Below are 19,151 nucleotides of genomic sequence, written 5' to 3'. Positions count from 1 at the left end.
ACGATGCCGTGTCTCTCAGGGGGAATTATCCCGTCTGTCTGTGGGGTGTCAGCCGAACAGCGAGTGCTTCAATGTCTCTGAATTCCGTTGTTGAGAGTGTAACTGCTAGGATCATCGAGCGGTCGAAAGTCTCACGCCGCCGTTATCTTGCTCTGATGGAGCGTAACCGTGCCAAGGGTGTGTCACGACCACGTTTATCGTGTAGTAACATCGCCCATGCTGTGGCAGCGGCTACATCGGACAAAGATAGTCTGATGCATCCTAAAAGCATGAATATTGGGATTATCTCAACGTTTAACGATATGCTCTCGGCGCATCAGCCGTATGAGCATTATCCCGAGCAGATGAAGATCTTTGCCCGTGAAGTTGGTGCAACGGCGCAGGTTGCTGGTGGTGCGCCAGCAATGTGCGATGGTGTTACCCAAGGGCAAGAGGGGATGGACCTTTCCCTCTTTTCACGTGATGTCATTGCTCAATCTACAGCTGTAGGTTTGAGCCATGGCATGTACGAAGGGGTCGCCCTTTTAGGGATTTGCGATAAAATCGTCCCTGGATTGTTGATGGGGGCTTTGCGTTTTGGTCATTTGCCAGGGATGTTGATCCCTTCAGGGCCCATGACCTCTGGTTTGCCGAATAAGGAAAAGGTCCGTATTCGTCAGCTTTACGTACAGGGCAAGATTGGTCGCGAAGAATTGATGCAAGCTGAGAGTGCTTCGTATCATAGCGATGGGACCTGCACCTTCTACGGAACAGCCAATACAAACCAGATGATGGCAGAGTTCCTTGGCTTAATGATGCCAGACTCGTCTTTTATTGAGGTTGATACACCATTGCGTCAGGCTATGACACGCGCTGGTGTGCATCGCTTAGTTGAGATTGGTACGCAGAGCAGCGATTGCCGCCCGATGGCCGAGGTCGTCAATGAAAAGGCTATTGTGAATGCGATTGTTGGCTTGATGGCAACGGGTGGTTCTACAAACCATACTATCCATATTCCAGCCGTCGCTCGCGCTGCTGGTATCATCGTGGATTGGGAAGATTTTGCACAATTGTCTGCGATCGTGCCGACCTTGTGCAAGATTTATCCAAGTGGCCCATCTGATGTGAACAAATTTAATGAAGTTGGTGGATTACCAACCGTCATTAAAGAGCTGACAGAAGCCGGCTTGTTGCATCGCGATGTGAAGACGATTGCACCGAATGGTCTTGATGACTATGCAAAGCGGGCATCATTGGGTGACGATAAGAAGGTTGTCTATAAACCAGCAGCACCGTCAACTGATCGTGAAATTCTGCGTGGCTTGGCTGAACCTTTCCATCCAGGTGGTGGTATCCAGCTCGTTCAGGGGAACCTGGGACGTGGTGTTTATAAAACCAGTGCTGTCTCAGATGATTACCTGACGATCGAAGCTCCAGTTCGTGTGTTTGATACGCAAAGTGCGGTCAAGCGTGCTCAGCAGGCTGGTGAGCTGGACAAGGATGTGATCGTTGTCGTGATCGGCCAAGGTCCACGCGCCAATGGTATGCCAGAATTGCATGGCTTGATTCCATCGTTGGGTGTACAAATGGATCGTGGCTTTAAGGTTGCTTTGGTCACAGATGGTCGTTTGTCTGGGGCTAGTGGTAAGGTGCCAGCAGCGGTTCATGTCGGACCTGAAGCTCAGATGGGTGGCCCATTAGCACGCTTGCGTGATGGTGATGTGGTACGTCTCTGTGCTCGTGAAGGTGTCCTTGAGGCCAAGGTGGATCCGAAGGAATGGGAAGCTCGTGCGCTGACTAAACCTCATCGTGCTCCACTGGGAACGGGTCGAGAGCTGTTCACGTTGATGCGTGATTTTGCTCCAACGGCTGAAGAAGGCGGATCGGCTATGCAAGCTGCGATGGATCGCGAGATTGCGGCGATCGGCGATAATATTGGCGAGGAGGCCGAGGTATGAGCTACATCTCAAGAATTGATGCTGTGATGGATCGCAGCCCGGTTATGCCTGTGTTGGTAGTTGAGGATCCAGCGAAAGCTCGCCCGATTGCTGAGGCATTGGTGGCTCATGGGGTTTCTACCCTAGAGGTGACATTGCGCACGAAATCCGCATTGGATGTGATTGCAGAAATGTCAAAGGTTGAAGGTGCTTTGGTTGGAGCTGGTACAGTTCTGAACCCGAAGCAGCTTGACGAAGCTATGAAGGCTGGTGCGAAGTTTATCGTAAGCCCAGGCATTACAAAATCTTTGGCCGAAGCTGCTATTGACCGTGATATTCCGTTCCTTCCTGGCACGGCGAATGCGAGCGATATCATGATGGGGTTGGATTTAGGGCTGCGTCGCTTTAAGTTTTTCCCTGCTATGACGAATGGTGGTATTCCTGCCCTTAAAGGATTGTCCGCTGTTTTTGGTAACCTTGGTGTTCGCTTCTGTCCGACAGGTGGTATCACCGAGGCGACCTATAAGGATTGGTTGGCCCTGCCAACAGTTGGGTGTGTTGGTGGTTCTTGGTTAACAGCCGGAAATGCGGCCCCTGATGTGATCGCAGAGCGTGCAAAAGCCCTGGGTATTCGCTAGTACCCGCGGAAGTTCTCAGGATAAGACGGAGGGGTTGTAAAAAGCTCTTTTGTCTGTGCGAGGTGGGCTCTGTGGTTAAAACCACAGAGCCCATTGTGTTTTTACTGATAAGTATTGTTTGAATAGAGGATCACTTTGAGGATGACGTCTCGGGCGAGATCTGTTGTTGGGTTGGGTGGTATTTTGTTGACGGCCATGCTGACGACACTCAATGAGCAGGTTTCTACTCAAGCTCTCCCTGATGTGATGGGTGGGCTCGGCATGAGTCGTGATCCAGCCAAGTGGTTTACGAGTTTATACAGTGCGACGGAGGTTATCGGTGCTGGTATCTCTCCCTGGATGGCTATTACACTGAGTATAAGACGTTGGGCTTTTATCGTTTTAGCGCTTGGCGTTTTCAGCAGCCTTCTTATTCCCTGTACTAATATTCTAAGTTTGCTTTATATTTTGCGGAGTTTCCAAGGATTAGCAGGTGGTTTCGCAATCCCTCTTATGATGTTTGCAACATTGCGAACATTAAGTTTTGATCGCCGCGTTTATGGCTTGGCAATGTATTCCCTTACAGCAACATGCTTTCCTTATCTGAGCACTGCATTAGCAGGGCTATGGACGGATTTTGTCGATTGGCGTTTTGTCTTTTGGCAGGTTATTCCTCTGGGCGCATTAGCAGCGGCATTGATCTGGTATGGTATGCCAGTGACGAAGCCTGAATATCATCGATTTCGTTATTTTAATTGGCGTGGTTTTCTTCTCTTTGCGTGTGCGGCTTGGTGTTTATGCACAGTTTTTATACTGGGAGACTGGTTGGATTGGTTTAATTCCACGCTGATTTGTGTGTTGACGCTCATAGGAGGTATCTGTGTCCCTCTTTTAGTGTGGAATGAGTGGCATCATCATCTTCCATTTTTTCGTTATCAGCTTCTGGGGCGACGTAATTACCTTTACGGGGTAACGGCGATTAGTCTATTTGTGGTCGCGTCAATCGCCAGTTCTACAATACCGGGGCGATATTTGGCACAAGTGGCTGGATATCGGCCTGAACAAAGTTATGTGATCACCATAGAGATTGCTGCACTACAGATTATTATGGTGCCTCTGGTTGGGTATGTGCTCAATCGCTGCGATGTGGATAGCCGGATTGTTGGTTTTCTAGGGATGGTTTTCCTTCTGATTGGCTGTTGTGGTGATACGTTCCTCACATCCGTTTGGCTGCGTCAGGAATTTTATCTATGGCAGCTTTTTGCAGGGATTGGCGGGGAGATGGTTCTCGCCTCTTTGTTGTTGATGTCAACGAATGCCGTTGTGGCGCAAGAATCCCCGTTTGCCGTAGCACTTGTGAATATGCCGCGTGCTTTGATGCAGGTGGTGGCGGTTTGGCTAACGCAATTGGTAAGTCGTTGGCGTGGAGGACTGCATTCAGAGCGTTTAGCCGATCATTTAGGGGTTGATCGTTACAGCTTATTTCAGGGGGATAGCCCCGTCATCCAAAGTCCAACCCCTTTAACGGCGTCAGGGAAAGAGCGTTTCACTGGCAGTTTATCGACATTAAAGTATCAATACCATCACCAAACGGAGGTGTTGGTTATGACAGACCTCTTTTTTGTGTTGATCGGCGTTATTGTTGCATTGATGATCTGTGTATTGCTCTTACCAGTAAGAACGTTTCCCCCATGGATTGTGTTTGCGTCCTCTTCACAGAAGAAGTTGTGATTTGATGAAAGAGTATTTTAGATAATGAGTCATTATTTATTTTAGGTGATAATATGATGTTTTCTATACGTGATGCACAGGTGAGTGATATTCCGGGTATTACACAAATTTATAATGATGCTGTGTTAAATACGACAGCGATTTGGAATGATTCTATTGTAGATGATTCGAATAGAATAAAGTGGTTGGATGAACGTCTTAAGGCGGGATTTCCGGTTATTGTGGCGGGAGATAATCAGGAATCTGTTATCGGTTACGGTTCTTTTGGGGATTGGCGTGCATGGGATGGATATCGACACACGGTTGAGCACTCCGTTTATGTTCGTTCGGATCAACGTCGCAAGGGCGTCGGTAAGGCATTAATGCTCGCTTTGCTTGATCGCGCGCGTGCCTGTGGAAAGCACGTGATGGTTGCAGGCGTAACGTCAGAAAATACAGCTTCCATTCGTTTGCATGAAGATCTTGGTTTCAAGGTAGTAGGGAATTTACCGGAAGTCGGGACGAAATTTGGGCGGTGGCTAGATTTGATGTTTCTGCAATTTACTTTGAATAAAAAAGATGCGACGCGCTAGGTGATAGGACATCCGGTTGTTGCAAGTTTCTGTGTGCAATTTTTTATCTGTTCTGTATTGAGGAGGGTTCATAGTCTTTGCCATATTTGCCGTCCTTCTTAGTAATGAAAGTCCCTGCTTTATGACGGAAGCTTCGGCATCTCAGAGATCTTATTGGCCGTTTGTGTTTGCTGGAGTCGTTGTCGCGGTCTTTGTGGGTGTTGTGTTGGCCATCATTTTTGTGCCAACCGCGCGGGTGTGGACCAATGATGCTTATGTAACTGCCCATTATGCGGTGATTGCACCGCGTGTGCCTGGGCAGGTGATTTCCGTTCAAGTGGATGATAATCAGTCGGTGCGAGAAGGGGATGTGCTAGCGACATTAGATCCACGAGATTATCAAACATCTTTGGATCAGGCACGTGCGTCAGAAGCGCATGACCAGGCGCTTGTTGTTGATGCTGCTGCGAATGTGGCGCGTCAACCTGCCTTAATTAGTGAGGCAGAAGCGACGGTTGCCCGTTTAGAGTCAGAGCTTCTTTTTGCCCAACAAAACGCAGCTCGTTATGAACATTTAGCGCAAAGTGGTGCAGGAAGTCGTGAGGAAGGACAAAAAACGCATGCAACATTGGGAGAGTTGACAGCAGCCTTGCATGCCGCAGAAGCGCAAGTTGAAGCCGCGAAAGCTCAGCTGAGTGTGTTGAAAGCGCGTGATGAATCAGCAAGGCGGCAAGTGGCGGTTGATCAAGCGCGTGTGCATCAGGCAGAGTTGAATCTCTCTTATACGAAAATTCGTGCGCCTTTTGATGGAATGGTTGGGGAACGTAGTGTGCAGGCAGGTAATTATGTGCCTGCGGGTGCGGCCTTGATGGCACTGGTTCCGATGGACCAATTGTGGGTTGAGTCAAATTATCGCGAGATAGCATTACGTCATATGCATCCGGGACAGAGAGCGACGATCCATATTGATGCGTATAATATCGACTTGGCAGGGGTTGTTGATAGTGTTCCACCTGCATCAGGGGCGGCATTTGCGCCATTAGCACCAGAGAATGCAACAGGGAATTTTACGAAAATTGTTCAACGCCTTCCTGTGAAAATTACACTCGTGCCAGGGCAACGGTTGGCTAAATTGCTGCGTATGGGGTTCTCCGTGGAGACGACTGTTGATACTGGGTTGAGCGATGTGGTGGGAACGCAATCTCGAACAGAGAAAGCGGTGACAGCGAAATGATAAGGCGGGGTAGTCTGGGTTGGTTTTGTCGAAGTGTAGGGGTGTTCTCGTTCGTCGTGATAGGCCTGAGTGGTTGTATCAAGGTTGGTCCTGATTATCATAAGCCTTTGATGAAAGATCAGCCGCAGCAGTGGCAAAAAGCGGCGGACATGCCCAAAAAACTTTCTGCAGGGCGGACCTATGGTGGCGCTGTGGACATAACATGGTGGCAGCAATTCCATGATCCAGAACTCACAGCTCTTATTCAACGCTTAGCGCGGCAAAATCTCGATATACAAGAGGCCGCGACACGGATTACCCAATCGCGTGCTCAAGTGACGGTTGCGGCATCGGCAGGTATGCCAAGTGTTAATTGGGCAGGTTCCTATACTTGGACACAACAAAGTAAACGAGGGTTCCTGACGATTGCCCAGCCAGCCCCTGGGGCAAATCTTCAGTATCAACAATATACGAATATCGGATCAGCCTCCTGGGATATGGATTTATTCGGAATGATTCGTCGGTCCGTTGAGGCCGGGCAAGCCGAAGTGGTGGAAGCTGTTGCGGCTCAGCGTGGTGTCGCCTTGGCGACATTGGCAGATTTAGTGGGTGCTTATGTACACTTGCGGGGTGTGCAAGAGCAGATTCGTCTGACAGAGCGTCATTTAGCTCTTGTAAAACATGACTTGGCTTTGGTGTTAGATCGCCAGCGCGAGGGCGCGTCCAATGCTTTAGAGGTTGCGCAAGCTCGCGGGCAGGTTGAGGAGACGGAAAGTAGTTTGCCGCCTTTGCGCGATGCTCAGGCGGCTTTAGTTAACGCGATTGGGTATCTTCTTGCGTTGCCGCCACGTGCTTTGGAAAAGGAGTTGCTGCCAGTCACACCACAACCACTGCCTCCTGTGTCTATCGGGGTTGGTGTTCCTTCAACATTGGCGGAGCGTCGTCCGGACATTATGGAAGCTGATGCCAGGTTACATGCAGCAACGGCTGAAATAGGTGCGGCGAAAGCCGCCTTCTACCCCGATATTACCTTAACGGGGAATCTGGGGACACAAAGTTTATCAGCCGGTGATTTCTTTATGCCTGCAGCGAAATATTTTACGCTGGGCCCAACACTCAATGTGCCCATTTTTGAGGGCGGGCGTTTGCGTGGCACGTTAAAGTTGCGCAAAGCACAGCAGAAGGAAGTCGCTTTAGCCTATCGTCAGACTGTTTTGAATGCATGGCGGGATGTTGATGATGCAATTACGCGTCTTGCGCAAATGCAAGACCGTTATGCTCATCTTGTTGAAACCGTGAAGCAGAATCGTCTCGCATTCCGTGCTGCACGCGAGCAGTATCAAACAGGCGCTGTCCCATTTTTAGAAGTGGATCGCGCTGAGGCGAGTTTGTTAGCAAATGAAATTCTTCTTGCAGATAGCCGCACAGAGACGGCGTCTTCTGTTGTTAGCTTATACAGAGCGTTGGGGGGAGGCTGGCAGGTGATGTTGGATAATAAGCAATTGGCGGGTTCATCCCCGTCACCTTTGTAAATTCAGGTTGCACCATCAGTAAGTGAGAGATATTTCCATCTGTCATGACTGATACGCGCCTTTTTCTTCGTCGTGCTCTTCTCTCTGTCTCTGATAAAACAGGGTTGATTGATCTTGCTCGCGCCTTAGTGTCTCATAATGTTGAGATTCTCTCCACCGGAGGCTCTGCCCGTGCTTTGCGGGAAGCTGGTGTCCCCGTAAAAGATGTTTCCGACCATACAGGTTTTCCGGAAATCCTTGATGGACGTGTGAAAACACTCGTTCCGTGGATCCATGGGGGTATTTTGGGGCGTCGAGATAAAGAAGATCATCTTGCCCAGATGGCAGAGCATCAGATTGCGCCGATTGATCTCGTTTGTGTTAATCTTTACCCGTTTGCAGCGACAGTTGCCTCAGGCGCTGATGATGAAACATGTGTCGAGAATATTGATATTGGCGGCCCAGCAATGGTCCGCGCGGCGGCAAAGAATTTCTCTCATGTCGCTATTTTGACTGATCCGTCACAATATTCAGCGTTTCAAGAAGCTCTTGCACAGGGTGGAACGACCTTTGAGGAGCGTCGTCAATGGGCTGCAGCGGCCTATGCACATACGGCACGTTATGACGGGATGATTGCCCGTTGGTTCGCACAACAAACGGCAGAAACAGAAGCGGAAGCGATTTTGCCGCCAGTTCTGACGCTTTCTGGGGAGCGAGGCGAATTGTTGCGGTATGGCGAGAATCCTCACCAGCATGCAGCGTTTTATCGCGATGGGAGCCAGCGGCCTGGCTTAGCGACGGCTCGTCAGATCCAGGGTAAAGCTCTTAGCTATAATAATCTGAATGATACGGATGCGGCTTTTGAGGCTGTTGCAGAATTTGAAGCGCCGAGTGTGGTGATCGTCAAGCATGCAAACCCATGCGGTGTGGCGTCTGCCGCAACAGTACAGGAGGCATGGCGTGCGGCTTTGCGGTGTGACCCTGTGTCGGCTTTCGGTGGCATTGTTGCACTGAACCGTACATTGGACCAGGCAACAGCTGAAGAAATTAGTAAGATTTTTACAGAGGTGATTGTGGCCCCTGATGCGGATGAAAACGCTCGGGCTATCTTGTCAAAAAAGAAAAATCTTCGGTTGTTGTTGACGGGGGGTGTCCCCGATGCACAGGCTGAAGGCTTATCTTTCCGGTCTGTATCCGGTGGTTTCCTAGCTCAGAGTCGCGATAATGGGCATGTTACAGAAGATCAGTTAAAGGTCGTGACCAAGCGTCAGCCTACGACGCAGGAGATGGCTGATCTTCTCTTTGCCTTCCGGGTTGCAAAACATGTGAAATCCAATGCGGTGATCTATGTTAAAGATCAAGCAACGGTTGGTATTGGCGCTGGGCAGATGTCGCGTGTTGATAGCGCACGTATTGCCGCTCGGAAAAGTGAAGATGCCGCTCAGGCAGCGGATGAAGCTCAGGCCTTGACCATTGGCTCAGTTGCGGCTTCTGATGCTTTCTTTCCTTTCGCGGATGGGTTAGAAAGTGTTGTAGCCGCTGGTGCGACGGCTGTTATTCAACCTGGCGGTTCGATCCGCGATCAGGAGGTCATTGATGCAGCAGATAAAGCTGGCATTGCAATGGTCTTCACAGGAATGAGGCATTTCAGACATTGAGACGCATATCTTCTTTTTTGCGGCTGGCTGGGGTCGTCGCGCTCTTAACGGGTGGCTTTCATGGTCTGTCTGCATGGGCAGCTGAATGCCATTATGATGTTTCACCTTTACCTGTGACAACAGGTGAGGTGACTCGCATTACGGGCGATGGTGTTTTGCTAGAAGATGGCACATCTATCGTCCTACCGGAGTCTTTGTTGCCTTTTGTGCGGCTAAGTCAGACGGTTACTGTGCGTGGCCTTAATGGGCTGCATGAAAAGAAGGTATGGGCGGTTGCCCTAGAGACTCCTAAGGGGCGTTTGTGCCCTTCTGAACATGATGTGAAGAAGGGACCTTATCCAGGGTCCCCAGCTTATGATGTGATTCGCCATAGTGGCGAGCATAGTGAGTGAGGCTTAAGGCGCTTCATAAGGCAATGTTTCTCTATAGCGTGAATACACGCGTCGTTTAGACGCGCGTATTTCAGAGGGTGTGATGAATATTGCATTTATTGCAGCGGATACGGACTCTGCACAGCAAGCTTTGGAGCGTTTCACAGAGCGTTATGGGAATGTTCCGTTGGACCAGGCAGAGGTAATTGTCTGTCTTGGTGGTGATGGTTTCTTGCTTGAAACATTGCTGCATATTTTAGGCTACAATATTCCAGTATTTGGCATGAATTATGGAACGGTCGGGTTCCTTATGAATGAGCCAGAAGAAGAACATCTGCCACAACGTTTGGCTTATGCACAACCAACCATAATTTCACCATTGCGGATGAGGGTGCGTACGACATCTGGTGAGTATCATGAGGGGTTGGGTTTTAACGACGTCTTTATTTATCGTGAAACCCGTCAAGCGGCTCATATTGGTATTGAAGTTGATGGTCGTGAGCGGATGGCACGTCTAGTATGTGATGGAATCATCCTTTCAACCCCAGCGGGCTCAACGGCTTATAATCGTTCAGCGCATGGGCCGATTGTCCCTTTAGGGGCGGAGCTTCTTTCCCTGACACCAATTTCTCCTTTTCAGCCACGTCATTGGCGGGGGGCCCTTTTGCCAGCTGAGTCGATGGTGCGTTTTACTTTACATGATACGGTGAAACGTCCAGCTTCTGCCGTTGCGGGGCCAGCAGAAATTCGTGATGCTAAGGAGGTTGTTGTTGGCGTGGATCAAGAGAAAAAAGTGACACTTCTCTTTGATCCAGACCATAGTCTATCTGAGCGAATTATTGCTGAACAATTTGCAGAATAGGTGCCGACCATAAGTATTATGTTGCAATCTGTTAGAGAGGGTAGTTATCGAGTGCGACTGGTGTAGCTTCTGGCTTGTCTGCTATGGGATGCACTACCATCCCGCACGATCAAGAGCTGCAATTGGTGTCTGCAATGGTTCCCACCCGCGTGTGCGGGCAAGTTGAAATCGTGTGTTAGCGTCATAATAACGCTCATTAGGTAGTAAAGATTTTGCTTGTAATTCTCCCATGACGGCTAAAAGATTGGCTTTGGCGACGACTGTATCATGTTGACTTTCTGCGAGTTCAACTTGTGCTGACCTTAAGTTTTGATCAGCATAAAGAACGTCGGTTGTGCTGCGTAGCCCATATCCATATTCAAGCTGATACCCTTTTAAGGTTTTTTCACCTGATTGCACTTCGGCCATGCCGACTCTGATCGCTTCTAAACCATTCTCAACAGCACGCCAGTTTGTCACGACACTCTGGCGTGTTTTCCGCTGTATCAATTCAACATTCTGTCGAGCTTGTTCATCTTTGGCTCGTGCCTGTCTAATTTGAGAATTGTAAAGATCACCATTATAGAGCGGTTGCACGAGTGACACAGTGCCCGCAAGCTGTTCTCTATATTCTCGGCCAGAGAATGGGGCTGCAGGGCCCATTGTACCAAAACGACCCTGCATTTGAATTTGCGGCCCCCATTGGGACCGTGCTGTATCAATATCAGCTGCTGTTGCTTCTTTGGTTTCACGCATTTGGGCAAGCTGTGGATTATTTGTTATCGCGGCTCTAATCGCTTGCTCAATATCCTTTGGAAGACTGAGAAATTGATTCGGCATAGCCAGTTTTTTGGGTTCTACGCCAATCACAGCTCGAAATAATGCTTCTGATGCGGCGAGTGTTGCCTTAGCTTGAGTTAACGCCACTTCTGCCGAATGGCGGCGTGTCTGGGCTTGTTCAACGTCTGTACGGGTCACTTGCTCGCTTGGTTGTCCACCAATGTTGTAACGTGAGGTAATCAATTTCACCTGTTGTATCAACATTTCTAAATCAGCACGACGCACCTCAAGGACGTTTCTGTCTCGTAATACATTCATGTAGGCTGTAATGACGTTAATAAAGACCTGAGATTCTGTTAGACGCAACGCCTCACCTTCTGCACGAGAACGTGCATCTGCGGCTCGTACTTGATTGGCTGTATGCCCAAAGGAATAAAGTGTTTGTTGGGCTAAAATATACCCTTCTGCATAGTTTGATGCCTGTGATCCTTGCGCAAAGTCAGATGTATCCGATGCCTTTTGATAATTGGCATCCATATTAATAGTAACAGTCGGGCGCCAACTAGAGCGTGATTTTGCTGAGTTTTCTGTTACGGCACGTTGGTTGGCTTGCTCTCCTAGTAATGTTGGATTGGTGCGATAGGCTAACCTAAGAGCTTCAGAGAGGGTCTGAGCTTGTGCAGATTGGAGCAAAAGGATGGATATTGTGAGTAATACGGTTATCGGACGCATGTTTTTTACTCCGTTTTAAGAGCACGTGCTGGCTCAGAGTATGCGAGGCGAAGGGTCTGACCGAGGACAGTGAGTGTTGCGATCAAGAGCGCACTAAATAGTGCGATGATAAATGGGGTAGGGCCGAGCGTGATGCGTTCATTAAATCCAGACAGCCATTCGCGCATCAGAACCCATGCAATTGGACAAGCGATAATACATGCGATGATGACGGGACGAAGAAACTCGGTCAGTAACAGCAACATTATTTGTTTGGCTGTTGCACCAAGAGTTTTACGGATTCCAATTTCGTAAACACGACGTGCGGCCGCGAAGGAGGCGAGGCCATAAAGCCCGAGTACTGCAATGATTACCGCCGTGCATGCTCCAAGTGTAAAGATATGTTCACGCTGTTCATCCCCATGGACATAATATTCCATCCGAGCAGTGGGCGTTTGAAACTCTATATAGATATTAGGGAAATTGCGCCCCCAAACCTGTTGCAAACGTTGTTCCATCTGCATAACTGGAACGCCTGAGAAACGAACTGCTGGTATTGGCTTAAAATAAGGATGGACCGTTAAAGAATTAAAGAAAAGAATTCTGGGTCTCACAGGTTCTCGTGGTGATTCAAAACGCATGTCATCAAGCACGCCGATAATTCTTGCCTTAAAATGATTTGGATTTGATTCAATAATTTTACCGATAGCATCTGAAAATTTGATAAAGCCAAATCGTGATACGGCTGTTGCGTTAATAACAACGTTACTAATGGTATTAGGGTTTTTGTTCCAATTAGGCATTTGATCTTGTCCTCGTGAAAGATCAAACCAACGACCGGCAATTAATTGTGGTTGATAGACGCTGACATAATCATTATCTACAGTGTCTTGAAGTGTATTTACTTGAGCCGTACCATGAGGAGAGATGTAATCGAACTCCCACATATTTCTCTCTTCAGGCTTAGGAGCGAGGGATCCGAATGTGGATGCCTGGACTCCTGGCACTGTACGAAGTGTTTCTTTGATACGGCGCTGTATAGCGATATCATGGCTCGGGATCATATCACCAATTAAAAGCCCAGACGTGACGTATCCTTGATTGGCACGTTGCAGAAATAATGTCTGTTGATGAATAACTAATATGATGATGATAATGACAGCAGAAACGGAGAATTGGAAAATAACCAACCCATTTCTTAATTTTGCAGCTTTTCGACCCCCTGATGGCATGCGTGCCGAGGCCAGTATATGTGCGGGCTGATATCCTGAAAGAATAAGGGACGGATATATTCCGCTTGCACAGCCACAGATAAGAATAGTGAGAGGCAGTATTTCCAACACGAAGTCATAGGCTATTCGTATATTTTCACCTGTTAAACTGGCGATTTCTTGAACAAGAATCTCGGATAAAGCGAAGCCCAGAATAGCTGAACATGCCGTTATCACCAGCGACTCTCCCATAAAGTGTAGGAAAAGCATCTTACGTGTAGCACCGAGCGTTTTACGAATAGCGACTTCGCGTGCACGAAGAACAGAACGTGCCGTCCCAAAATTGATGACGTTGGCACATGCTAAGAATAAAGCGAGTAAACCAATCGCTCCGATCCCATTAAGAACATTTTGATCCAAGCCTCTTGATGGTTCCGTTATGTGAGCGTCATAAAAACGGGCATCCCGCATTGGAACGAGTTTGAAGCTGTAGGTTTTCTCAGGATGTGGACCAAGGCTCTTATAATTATCATCTGATCCAGAGGCGCGTCTTATAATAAAGTCACGCAGTCTTGCTTGAACGGCTGCAATGTCACTTGGTTGGCGTAATTTCAGATAGACTGACCCACACATGCTTGCCCAACGCGTATAGCAAGGTGATGTTTTCTCATCTTCAGCTCGTATTGGGGCCAATATCCCTATATCGGAGAGAAAACTAGGGATAGAGGATGCACGTAAGACTCCGGTGACAACGTGCTGACTTATCTCTCCGTCGTTGTTAAGGGTAACAGACCGTCCTAATATGTTCGTTGTTCCAAAAAGACGATTGGCTGCAGATTGTGAGAGAACTAATCCATCTGGCCGCATCAGAGCAGCTTGTGTACCTTGCATTAAGGCTGGTTGAAATGTCGTCATAAATGAAGGATCAACATACCCTCCGTGCAAGCTGGCAAACTCGCCGTTGCGCTGGATTTGAAGGTCCTGTTCTTGAAAGCGAACACTTTCTTCAATCTCAGGAAAATCCTCTTTCAGGAACGGAACAGCGTAGAATGAGGTGGATTCACTTTCTGTGGGAGTATTTCCTGGGGGTGTTGATTTTGTATCCACTCTGACAAGTCGATCAACATCCTTTAATCCAGAATTATAGCCGTATTCGAACCGAACAAGCATAGCGAGCGTCAAAAACACACCGATGCCAAGTGCTAATCCAAAAACATTAATTCCAATATAAAGGGGGTGACGCCGTCCTTGTCTCACAACACTGCGAAAGATTGTGGTCAACATAATATGCTCCATTCTCTTTCAAATTGCGTTGGCTACGGAAACAACAATTTGTCCGTCGAGCATATCAATGCGGCGGCGAGCAAGGTCAGCGTGGCTCAAGGAGTGCGTAACCATGATGATGGTGGCCCCTTCATCATTAAGACTTTGAAGAATATCCATCACTTGTGCACCGTTTTCGGTATCAAGATTACCGGTTGGTTCGTCGGCGAGGATCAAGCGCGGTTTCCCAACGATGGCGCGGGCAATGGCGGCACGTTGCTGCTGTCCTCCTGAAAGTTGTGATGGATAATGATGAGCTCGATGCCCGATCCCAACACGGTCCATGGCATGATCGACGCGCTTACGGCGTTCGTTTTTGGGGATGTTGCGATATGTTAAAGCAAGTTCGATATTTTCTTTAATGGTCAGTTCATCAATGAGGTTGAAGCTCTGAAAGATGTAACCGAGATGCTCGCGTCGAAATTTTGCGAGTGTTGCCTCATTCATTTCCGTGAGTTCATGCTGGCCGAAATGGTAAGATCCTGTTGTCGGACGGTCGATTGTGCCGAGAATGTTAAGCAGTGTTGATTTTCCGCACCCAGATGGTCCCATGATGGCGACGAATTCTTTTTCCTCAATGTGCAGATTGATGTTTTGTAACGCTGTGGTTTCTATTTCGTCAGAACGATAAAGACGCTGTATGTTCATAAGCTTGATCAACATGGATGAGACCTTTCGTTCAATGAATGCTGAGATGGTTGAAATTTTTGTAGGTTTTGTAGGAGGAAGTGATGACGCGGTCTCCCTCGTGGAGCCCGCTGGTGATTTCCACCTGGTCAGGGTTGCGTCGACCTGACGTAATGGCGATGCGATGTGCGCTATGACCATTTGCAGAGACGACAAAAGCAGAGAGGCCACCGCTATCTTCCAACCAGGCTCCGTTTGGCAACACGAGTGCCTGGCGGGTTTCACCCAATGTGATACGCAGATCGATACTTTCGCCACGGTGTAATGTGTCAGGCGGTACTGCGTCGAAGGTGAGTTCAGCGCGGAACTGACCTTTTGTCACTTGTGGATGAACGCGCGAAACAGTCATGGGAATCTTGACGTTGCCCAGATCCGCTTCAGCGTGTTCCTTCACAAAGATGCGACCAAGATAAAATTCATCAATGTCCGCATCGAGCCTATATTGCTTCTCGCTATCAATTTGCCCGATTCTGTCGCCAGCTTTGAGAGATTGTCCCGGCTGAAGATCGAAATTCGTGAGACGACCTGTTAATGGTGCACGAAGAATCAGGGCATTTAAGCTTGCTTTGACGGCGTCTAAATTAGAGCGTAATCGCTGAGCCTCTTCGTCTATTTCTTTGCTCTGTTTGTCAGCAATTTTAAGATCTTGCGTTAAGGCATTCTCTAAGCGTTTGAGACGTTGCGCATAATATTCAGCTTCATCGCGGTAAGACTGAACATTAGCGTCCGATTCGAAGCCTTGGCTACGGAGTTGCTCACGAATGTACAGTTCGCGTTGCGTCTTAAGGAGGCTATAACGCGCTTCGGCTAATTGTGTCTCCTCTGTCGTGCGCGTTTGCTGCAAGGTTAGACGTTGCCCACTATTAACCCCAAGCTGGCTTGCAATTTGTGCTTCGCGAGAAATGACATCCAACTGAAGTTGTGGGTTTGTCAGATAAGCAAGCATATCTCCTTTTTGTACGAGGGCGCCATCTCTAGCGATAATTTCGGCAACTGATCCTCCTTGTACTGCGTCAATAAAGGTAACATGGAGTGGAGTGACCGTTGCGCGAACTGGTAAATAATCTAGGAATGGTGCTGTTCTAACCGTTTCAAAAGAGAGCTGATCGCTCGATACAGAAAGTGTTCCAGAAACGGGGATAAGCCGCCATCCTACTATAAGTGTGAGCACTATGGCGACAGGGGTACCGTAACGTAGCGACCGTCGTATAAGCGTTTTACGACGTGATGGCTTTACGATACGATCCATTCCACTGCTGGTAGGCGGAAGCTGTGTATCACCAAAGGGAGAGTTGTTTTGTAATATTTGATCCATGTACGGTTTCTCCTCTTCAGAAACAGTGTAACATTGATCACATTAGGAATTATCTTATTGATAAATAATGGTTTTTTGTGTTGGTCATAGGTGAGATTGTTCGAAACTGGACATAGTGTCCAAAAACGGACACCTAAAATATGACTTCAAGAGGAAAAGTGACGCATAGCGCAACGAATCGATGAGAAGCACAATGGCACCGTGTGATGGAAAACCTCTTTTGCTGTTTGTTGATGACGATACTGATATTCAGTCAGCAGCAGGCATGCTGTTTAAACAGCATGATATAGAGGTCATATGTGCTCATGATGCACAGTCTGCCCTGGCGAAGCTTACAACTCATGCTGTGGATCTTGTCTTGCTTGATCTCAATTATGCTAGGGGTGCGCGGGATGGCGCTGAAGGTCTAGCACTCTTGAAAGACATATTGGTTTTGAAGCCAAATTTACCCGTTGTCGTTGTTACTGGGCATAGTGGTGTTACGATTGCGGTCGAGGCTATGCGTGCGGGTGCATGTAATTTTGTGATGAAACCATGGAACAATAAACGTTTTGTTACTCTCATAAAACAAACGCTTTTGGCTCGTCCTATCAATGGTGAGACGACGACAAAAAATGCGATGATTGTTGCGTCCTCAGAGTTAAAACAGATTGTCGCAGAGGCAGATCGTCTTGCCTTGACGCAGGCGCCGATTACCATATGTGGACCGTCAGGAAGTGGAAAGACCACTCTTGCGCGGCGTATTTTTGCCTTATCTCGCGACAGAACAGCCGAAATCCCGATCCATGCAAAAGAATGTAACATCTTACCACGTGATCACGGCAATTGGCTTATTCGGGATGTAGAGGAGCTATCACCTCTTGTCCAACATCAACTTGCCGATAAACTTGATGACTGTGAGTCTCCGCGTGTTATCGCTCTGTCCTCCGTCAGTAAAGATACATTGGATGTTCGTCTCAATCCTCGGCTTATGCTGCATCTTGGCATGATCACTCTGGCGGTGCCGCCTTTGTCTCAAAGGCCTGATGATATTGCGGCTCTCACTCCATATTTTCTAGATTATTTTTCTGTGCGTCATGGCCTACCAAGTCCTGACCCAGATGAGACACATCTCGAAACGTTGAAGGCAAGCCCATGGCCACAAAATGTCCGTTCTCTTCGTGCAACGGTTGAACGTGCTGTTTTAACCGGAAATTGGTCTACGCCTTCTGTTACGCCACAGGAAAACATAACGGCCTCAGCGACATTGCAAGATACGGAACGAATGCTTATTGAGTCGACACTCCGTAAACATAAATTCAATGTAACAAAGGCTTCTCAAGAACTCGGGCTGACACGTCCGGCACTTTATCGTCGGATGGCAAGGTATGGGTTATAAATGCGCGTCATTATTGGCACATTAATACAAATAGGCGGGATTGTTTCTGCTTGTTTGTTGGCGGCCTTTGCTTGGGAACGACGTTGTTTCGTCACAACAGTGGTCATGGTGTGTGTTGGTATTCTTTGCGCCGTTTTACTGATTATTAAACAGCTCGAATTACAGCGCCGTATCCAACGTAAAGAGGTGTCCGTTGTTCCGCCAGAAGATAGCGAAAAATTGTTGAATCGTGCTCTGATCGACCATGCTCCAGTGCTGCTTCTTTTTCAGCGCACAGATGGTACAATTTACGCTGCAAACCGTGCCGCTCGTACTGTGTTCAAGGTACAAGGGAAAATATTGGCACCACCCGCTGCGCTTATAGCCGTCCTTGAATCAGGGAGTAATGCCCTAAATCATAGTGTCATTCAATTACCATCGTTGGGCGGCTCCCTTCGTACCTATGCCGTATCAATCGCGCAGGGTGGTGGTATGGGGGGAATACGCGTTTATCTGGCGTTACTGGATATTGAAGCTAGGATGAACACTGCCGAAGCGAAAGCGCTTCGCGACCTACTTCAAATTCTTAGTCATGAGATTATGAATTCACTGACGCCGATCATATCTCTTTCTGCAATGGCAGAAGATTTGCTCACTGAATTACCTGACAAAGGTCAATCAATGAGTGAATTATTGTCAACGATTCGACGTCGTGCTGATGGTTTAGAACATTTCGTCCGTGGTTATCGTGATCTCGCACGTCTGCCGGCACCAAATTTAAAACCCGTTGATTTTAGAGAGTTGTTGTGCACGACGGCGACGTTATTCGAGGCGCGCTGGGCTGAATGTCCTGTTCTTGAGCTCATTCTTCCACCAACGCACATTCTGGTTCATTTAGACAGAGTTCAAATGGAACAGGCCTTACTGAACTTACTCAACAATAGTGCCGAGGCTACTCTTGAGATGGTGTCGCCGCGTGTGCAGCTCGTTGGTGTGTGGGATAATGGCGTGGCCAGTATTTTCGTACGGGATAACGGAAGTGGTGTTGATCCAACGCAACGTGACCATATCTTTGAGCCTTTTATGTCTTTCAAGAAGAATGGTAATGGGATAGGGCTCAGTCTTGCGCGACAAATCGTTCTCGGTCATGGCGGAGCCTTAACGTTGGAGAACAAAACAGAGTTTAAGGAGTGGACAACAGAATTTTCCATTCGTCTGTAAACATAATTAATTTCCTGAACATTAATTTGAAGAAAATCTAATCTGTAAAATATGTTTCTTACATCATTATATTTTCTTCTCATCAAAGAGAATTACCCTGATTACCTTTTACGAAGAGGCAATCAGGGTGCGAAGAC

15 protein-coding genes are annotated in these 19,151 nt (G+C 48.0%); 11 read left to right on the top strand and 4 right to left on the bottom strand.

Features of this window, described 5'->3' with window-relative positions; genetic code table 11:
• The first annotated feature begins 71 nt into the window (after window positions 1-71).
• The 9 genes from edd (at window position 72) to GS501_RS07460 (ending at window position 10,430) form a co-directional block, all read left to right on the top strand.
• On the top strand, window positions 72-1,937 hold the full coding sequence (gene edd, locus GS501_RS07500) for a phosphogluconate dehydratase (RefSeq protein WP_160831250.1): 1,866 nt from the start codon (window positions 72-74) through the stop codon (window positions 1,935-1,937).
• Window positions 1,934-2,554 carry a bifunctional 4-hydroxy-2-oxoglutarate aldolase/2-dehydro-3-deoxy-phosphogluconate aldolase gene (gene eda / locus GS501_RS07495; RefSeq protein WP_160831249.1) on the top strand — a complete coding sequence of 207 codons (621 nt, stop codon included), beginning with the start codon at window positions 1,934-1,936 and terminating at the stop codon, window positions 2,552-2,554. Before edd ends, eda begins: the two co-directional genes overlap by 4 nt.
• Before the next feature lie 141 nt (window positions 2,555-2,695).
• A complete protein-coding gene (locus tag GS501_RS07490) occupies window positions 2,696-4,264 on the top strand; it encodes an MFS transporter (RefSeq protein WP_160831248.1) in 1,569 nt (522 codons plus the stop codon).
• Window positions 4,265-4,317: 53 nt separating this feature from the next.
• Entirely contained in the window at window positions 4,318-4,836 is a 519-nt protein-coding gene (locus GS501_RS07485) for a GNAT family N-acetyltransferase (RefSeq protein ID WP_160831247.1), read from the top strand.
• A gap of 121 nt (window positions 4,837-4,957) precedes the next feature.
• Window positions 4,958-6,049 carry an HlyD family secretion protein gene (locus tag GS501_RS07480; RefSeq protein WP_160831246.1) on the top strand — a complete coding sequence of 364 codons (1,092 nt, stop codon included), beginning with the start codon at window positions 4,958-4,960 and terminating at the stop codon, window positions 6,047-6,049.
• 41 nt (window positions 6,050-6,090) lie between these two features.
• Window positions 6,091-7,560, top strand: a complete 1,470-nt coding sequence (locus GS501_RS07475; RefSeq protein WP_370517965.1) for an efflux transporter outer membrane subunit — start codon at window positions 6,091-6,093, stop codon at window positions 7,558-7,560.
• Window positions 7,561-7,604: 44 nt separating this feature from the next.
• On the top strand, window positions 7,605-9,197 hold the full coding sequence (gene purH / locus GS501_RS07470; protein WP_160831244.1) for a bifunctional phosphoribosylaminoimidazolecarboxamide formyltransferase/IMP cyclohydrolase: 1,593 nt from the start codon (window positions 7,605-7,607) through the stop codon (window positions 9,195-9,197).
• Between the two features lie 17 nt (window positions 9,198-9,214).
• Window positions 9,215-9,589, top strand: a complete 375-nt coding sequence (locus GS501_RS07465; RefSeq protein ID WP_160831447.1) for a hypothetical protein — start codon at window positions 9,215-9,217, stop codon at window positions 9,587-9,589.
• A gap of 82 nt (window positions 9,590-9,671) precedes the next feature.
• Window positions 9,672-10,430, top strand: a complete 759-nt coding sequence (locus GS501_RS07460; RefSeq protein WP_160831243.1) for an NAD kinase — start codon at window positions 9,672-9,674, stop codon at window positions 10,428-10,430.
• A gap of 93 nt (window positions 10,431-10,523) precedes the next feature.
• On the opposite strand, the gene GS501_RS07455 is transcribed toward GS501_RS07460, so the two are convergent.
• Genes GS501_RS07455 through GS501_RS07440 form a run of 4 tightly spaced genes read right to left on the bottom strand, consistent with a single transcriptional unit; the run spans window position 10,524 to window position 16,436 of the window.
• Window positions 10,524-11,921 (bottom strand): TolC family outer membrane protein, encoded by a 1,398-nt coding sequence (locus tag GS501_RS07455; RefSeq protein ID WP_160831242.1) that lies wholly within the window; start codon window positions 11,919-11,921, stop codon window positions 10,524-10,526.
• A 5-nt stretch (window positions 11,922-11,926) separates the two neighbouring features.
• Entirely contained in the window at window positions 11,927-14,395 is a 2,469-nt protein-coding gene (locus GS501_RS07450) for an ABC transporter permease (RefSeq protein WP_160831241.1), read from the bottom strand.
• 18 nt (window positions 14,396-14,413) lie between these two features.
• The gene (locus tag GS501_RS07445; protein ID WP_160831240.1) at window positions 14,414-15,097 is read right to left on the bottom strand and encodes an ABC transporter ATP-binding protein; all 684 of its coding nucleotides are present in this window, start codon (window positions 15,095-15,097) and stop codon (window positions 14,414-14,416) included.
• A 16-nt stretch (window positions 15,098-15,113) separates the two neighbouring features.
• Window positions 15,114-16,436: an efflux RND transporter periplasmic adaptor subunit gene (locus GS501_RS07440; RefSeq protein ID WP_237442467.1), complete on the bottom strand. Its 1,323-nt coding sequence runs from the start codon at window positions 16,434-16,436 to the stop codon at window positions 15,114-15,116.
• A 193-nt stretch (window positions 16,437-16,629) separates the two neighbouring features.
• Here GS501_RS07440 and GS501_RS07435 point away from each other — a divergent pair, with 193 nt between their 5' ends.
• Both GS501_RS07435 and GS501_RS07430 read left to right on the top strand, forming a co-directional pair.
• On the top strand, window positions 16,630-17,814 hold the full coding sequence (locus tag GS501_RS07435; RefSeq protein ID WP_160831239.1) for a sigma-54 dependent transcriptional regulator: 1,185 nt from the start codon (window positions 16,630-16,632) through the stop codon (window positions 17,812-17,814).
• Window positions 17,815-19,014: a PAS domain-containing sensor histidine kinase gene (locus GS501_RS07430; RefSeq protein ID WP_160831238.1), complete on the top strand. Its 1,200-nt coding sequence runs from the start codon at window positions 17,815-17,817 to the stop codon at window positions 19,012-19,014.
• Window positions 19,015-19,151: the final 137 nt, after the last annotated feature.

Source organism: Saccharibacter sp. 17.LH.SD (assembly GCF_009834805.1).
Lineage (GTDB): Bacteria > Pseudomonadota > Alphaproteobacteria > Acetobacterales > Acetobacteraceae > Saccharibacter.
Note: the sequence above shows the minus strand (reverse complement) of the source record. Positions and strands in the feature narration are given on the sequence as shown.

Bases quoted from the DNA above. Each gene is read 5' to 3' on its own strand.
- GS501_RS07485 (WP_160831247.1), top strand. From the start codon at position 4,318: ATGATGTTTTCTATACGTGATGCACAGGTGAGTGATATTCCGGGTATT.
- GS501_RS07480 (WP_160831246.1), top strand. From the start codon at position 4,958: ATGACGGAAGCTTCGGCATCTCAGAGATCTTATTGGCCGTTTGTGTTT.
- edd (WP_160831250.1), top strand. From the start codon at position 72: ATGTCTCTGAATTCCGTTGTTGAGAGTGTAACTGCTAGGATCATCGAG.
- GS501_RS07440 (WP_237442467.1), bottom strand. From the start codon at position 16,436: ATGGATCAAATATTACAAAACAACTCTCCCTTTGGTGATACACAGCTT.
- purH (WP_160831244.1), top strand. From the start codon at position 7,605: ATGACTGATACGCGCCTTTTTCTTCGTCGTGCTCTTCTCTCTGTCTCT.
- GS501_RS07460 (WP_160831243.1), top strand. From the start codon at position 9,672: ATGAATATTGCATTTATTGCAGCGGATACGGACTCTGCACAGCAAGCT.
- GS501_RS07455 (WP_160831242.1), bottom strand. From the start codon at position 11,921: ATGCGTCCGATAACCGTATTACTCACAATATCCATCCTTTTGCTCCAA.
- GS501_RS07445 (WP_160831240.1), bottom strand. From the start codon at position 15,097: ATGTTGATCAAGCTTATGAACATACAGCGTCTTTATCGTTCTGACGAA.
- eda (WP_160831249.1), top strand. From the start codon at position 1,934: ATGAGCTACATCTCAAGAATTGATGCTGTGATGGATCGCAGCCCGGTT.
- GS501_RS07430 (WP_160831238.1), top strand. From the start codon at position 17,815: ATGCGCGTCATTATTGGCACATTAATACAAATAGGCGGGATTGTTTCT.
- GS501_RS07490 (WP_160831248.1), top strand. From the start codon at position 2,696: ATGACGTCTCGGGCGAGATCTGTTGTTGGGTTGGGTGGTATTTTGTTG.
- GS501_RS07450 (WP_160831241.1), bottom strand. From the start codon at position 14,395: ATGTTGACCACAATCTTTCGCAGTGTTGTGAGACAAGGACGGCGTCAC.
- GS501_RS07435 (WP_160831239.1), top strand. From the start codon at position 16,630: ATGGCACCGTGTGATGGAAAACCTCTTTTGCTGTTTGTTGATGACGAT.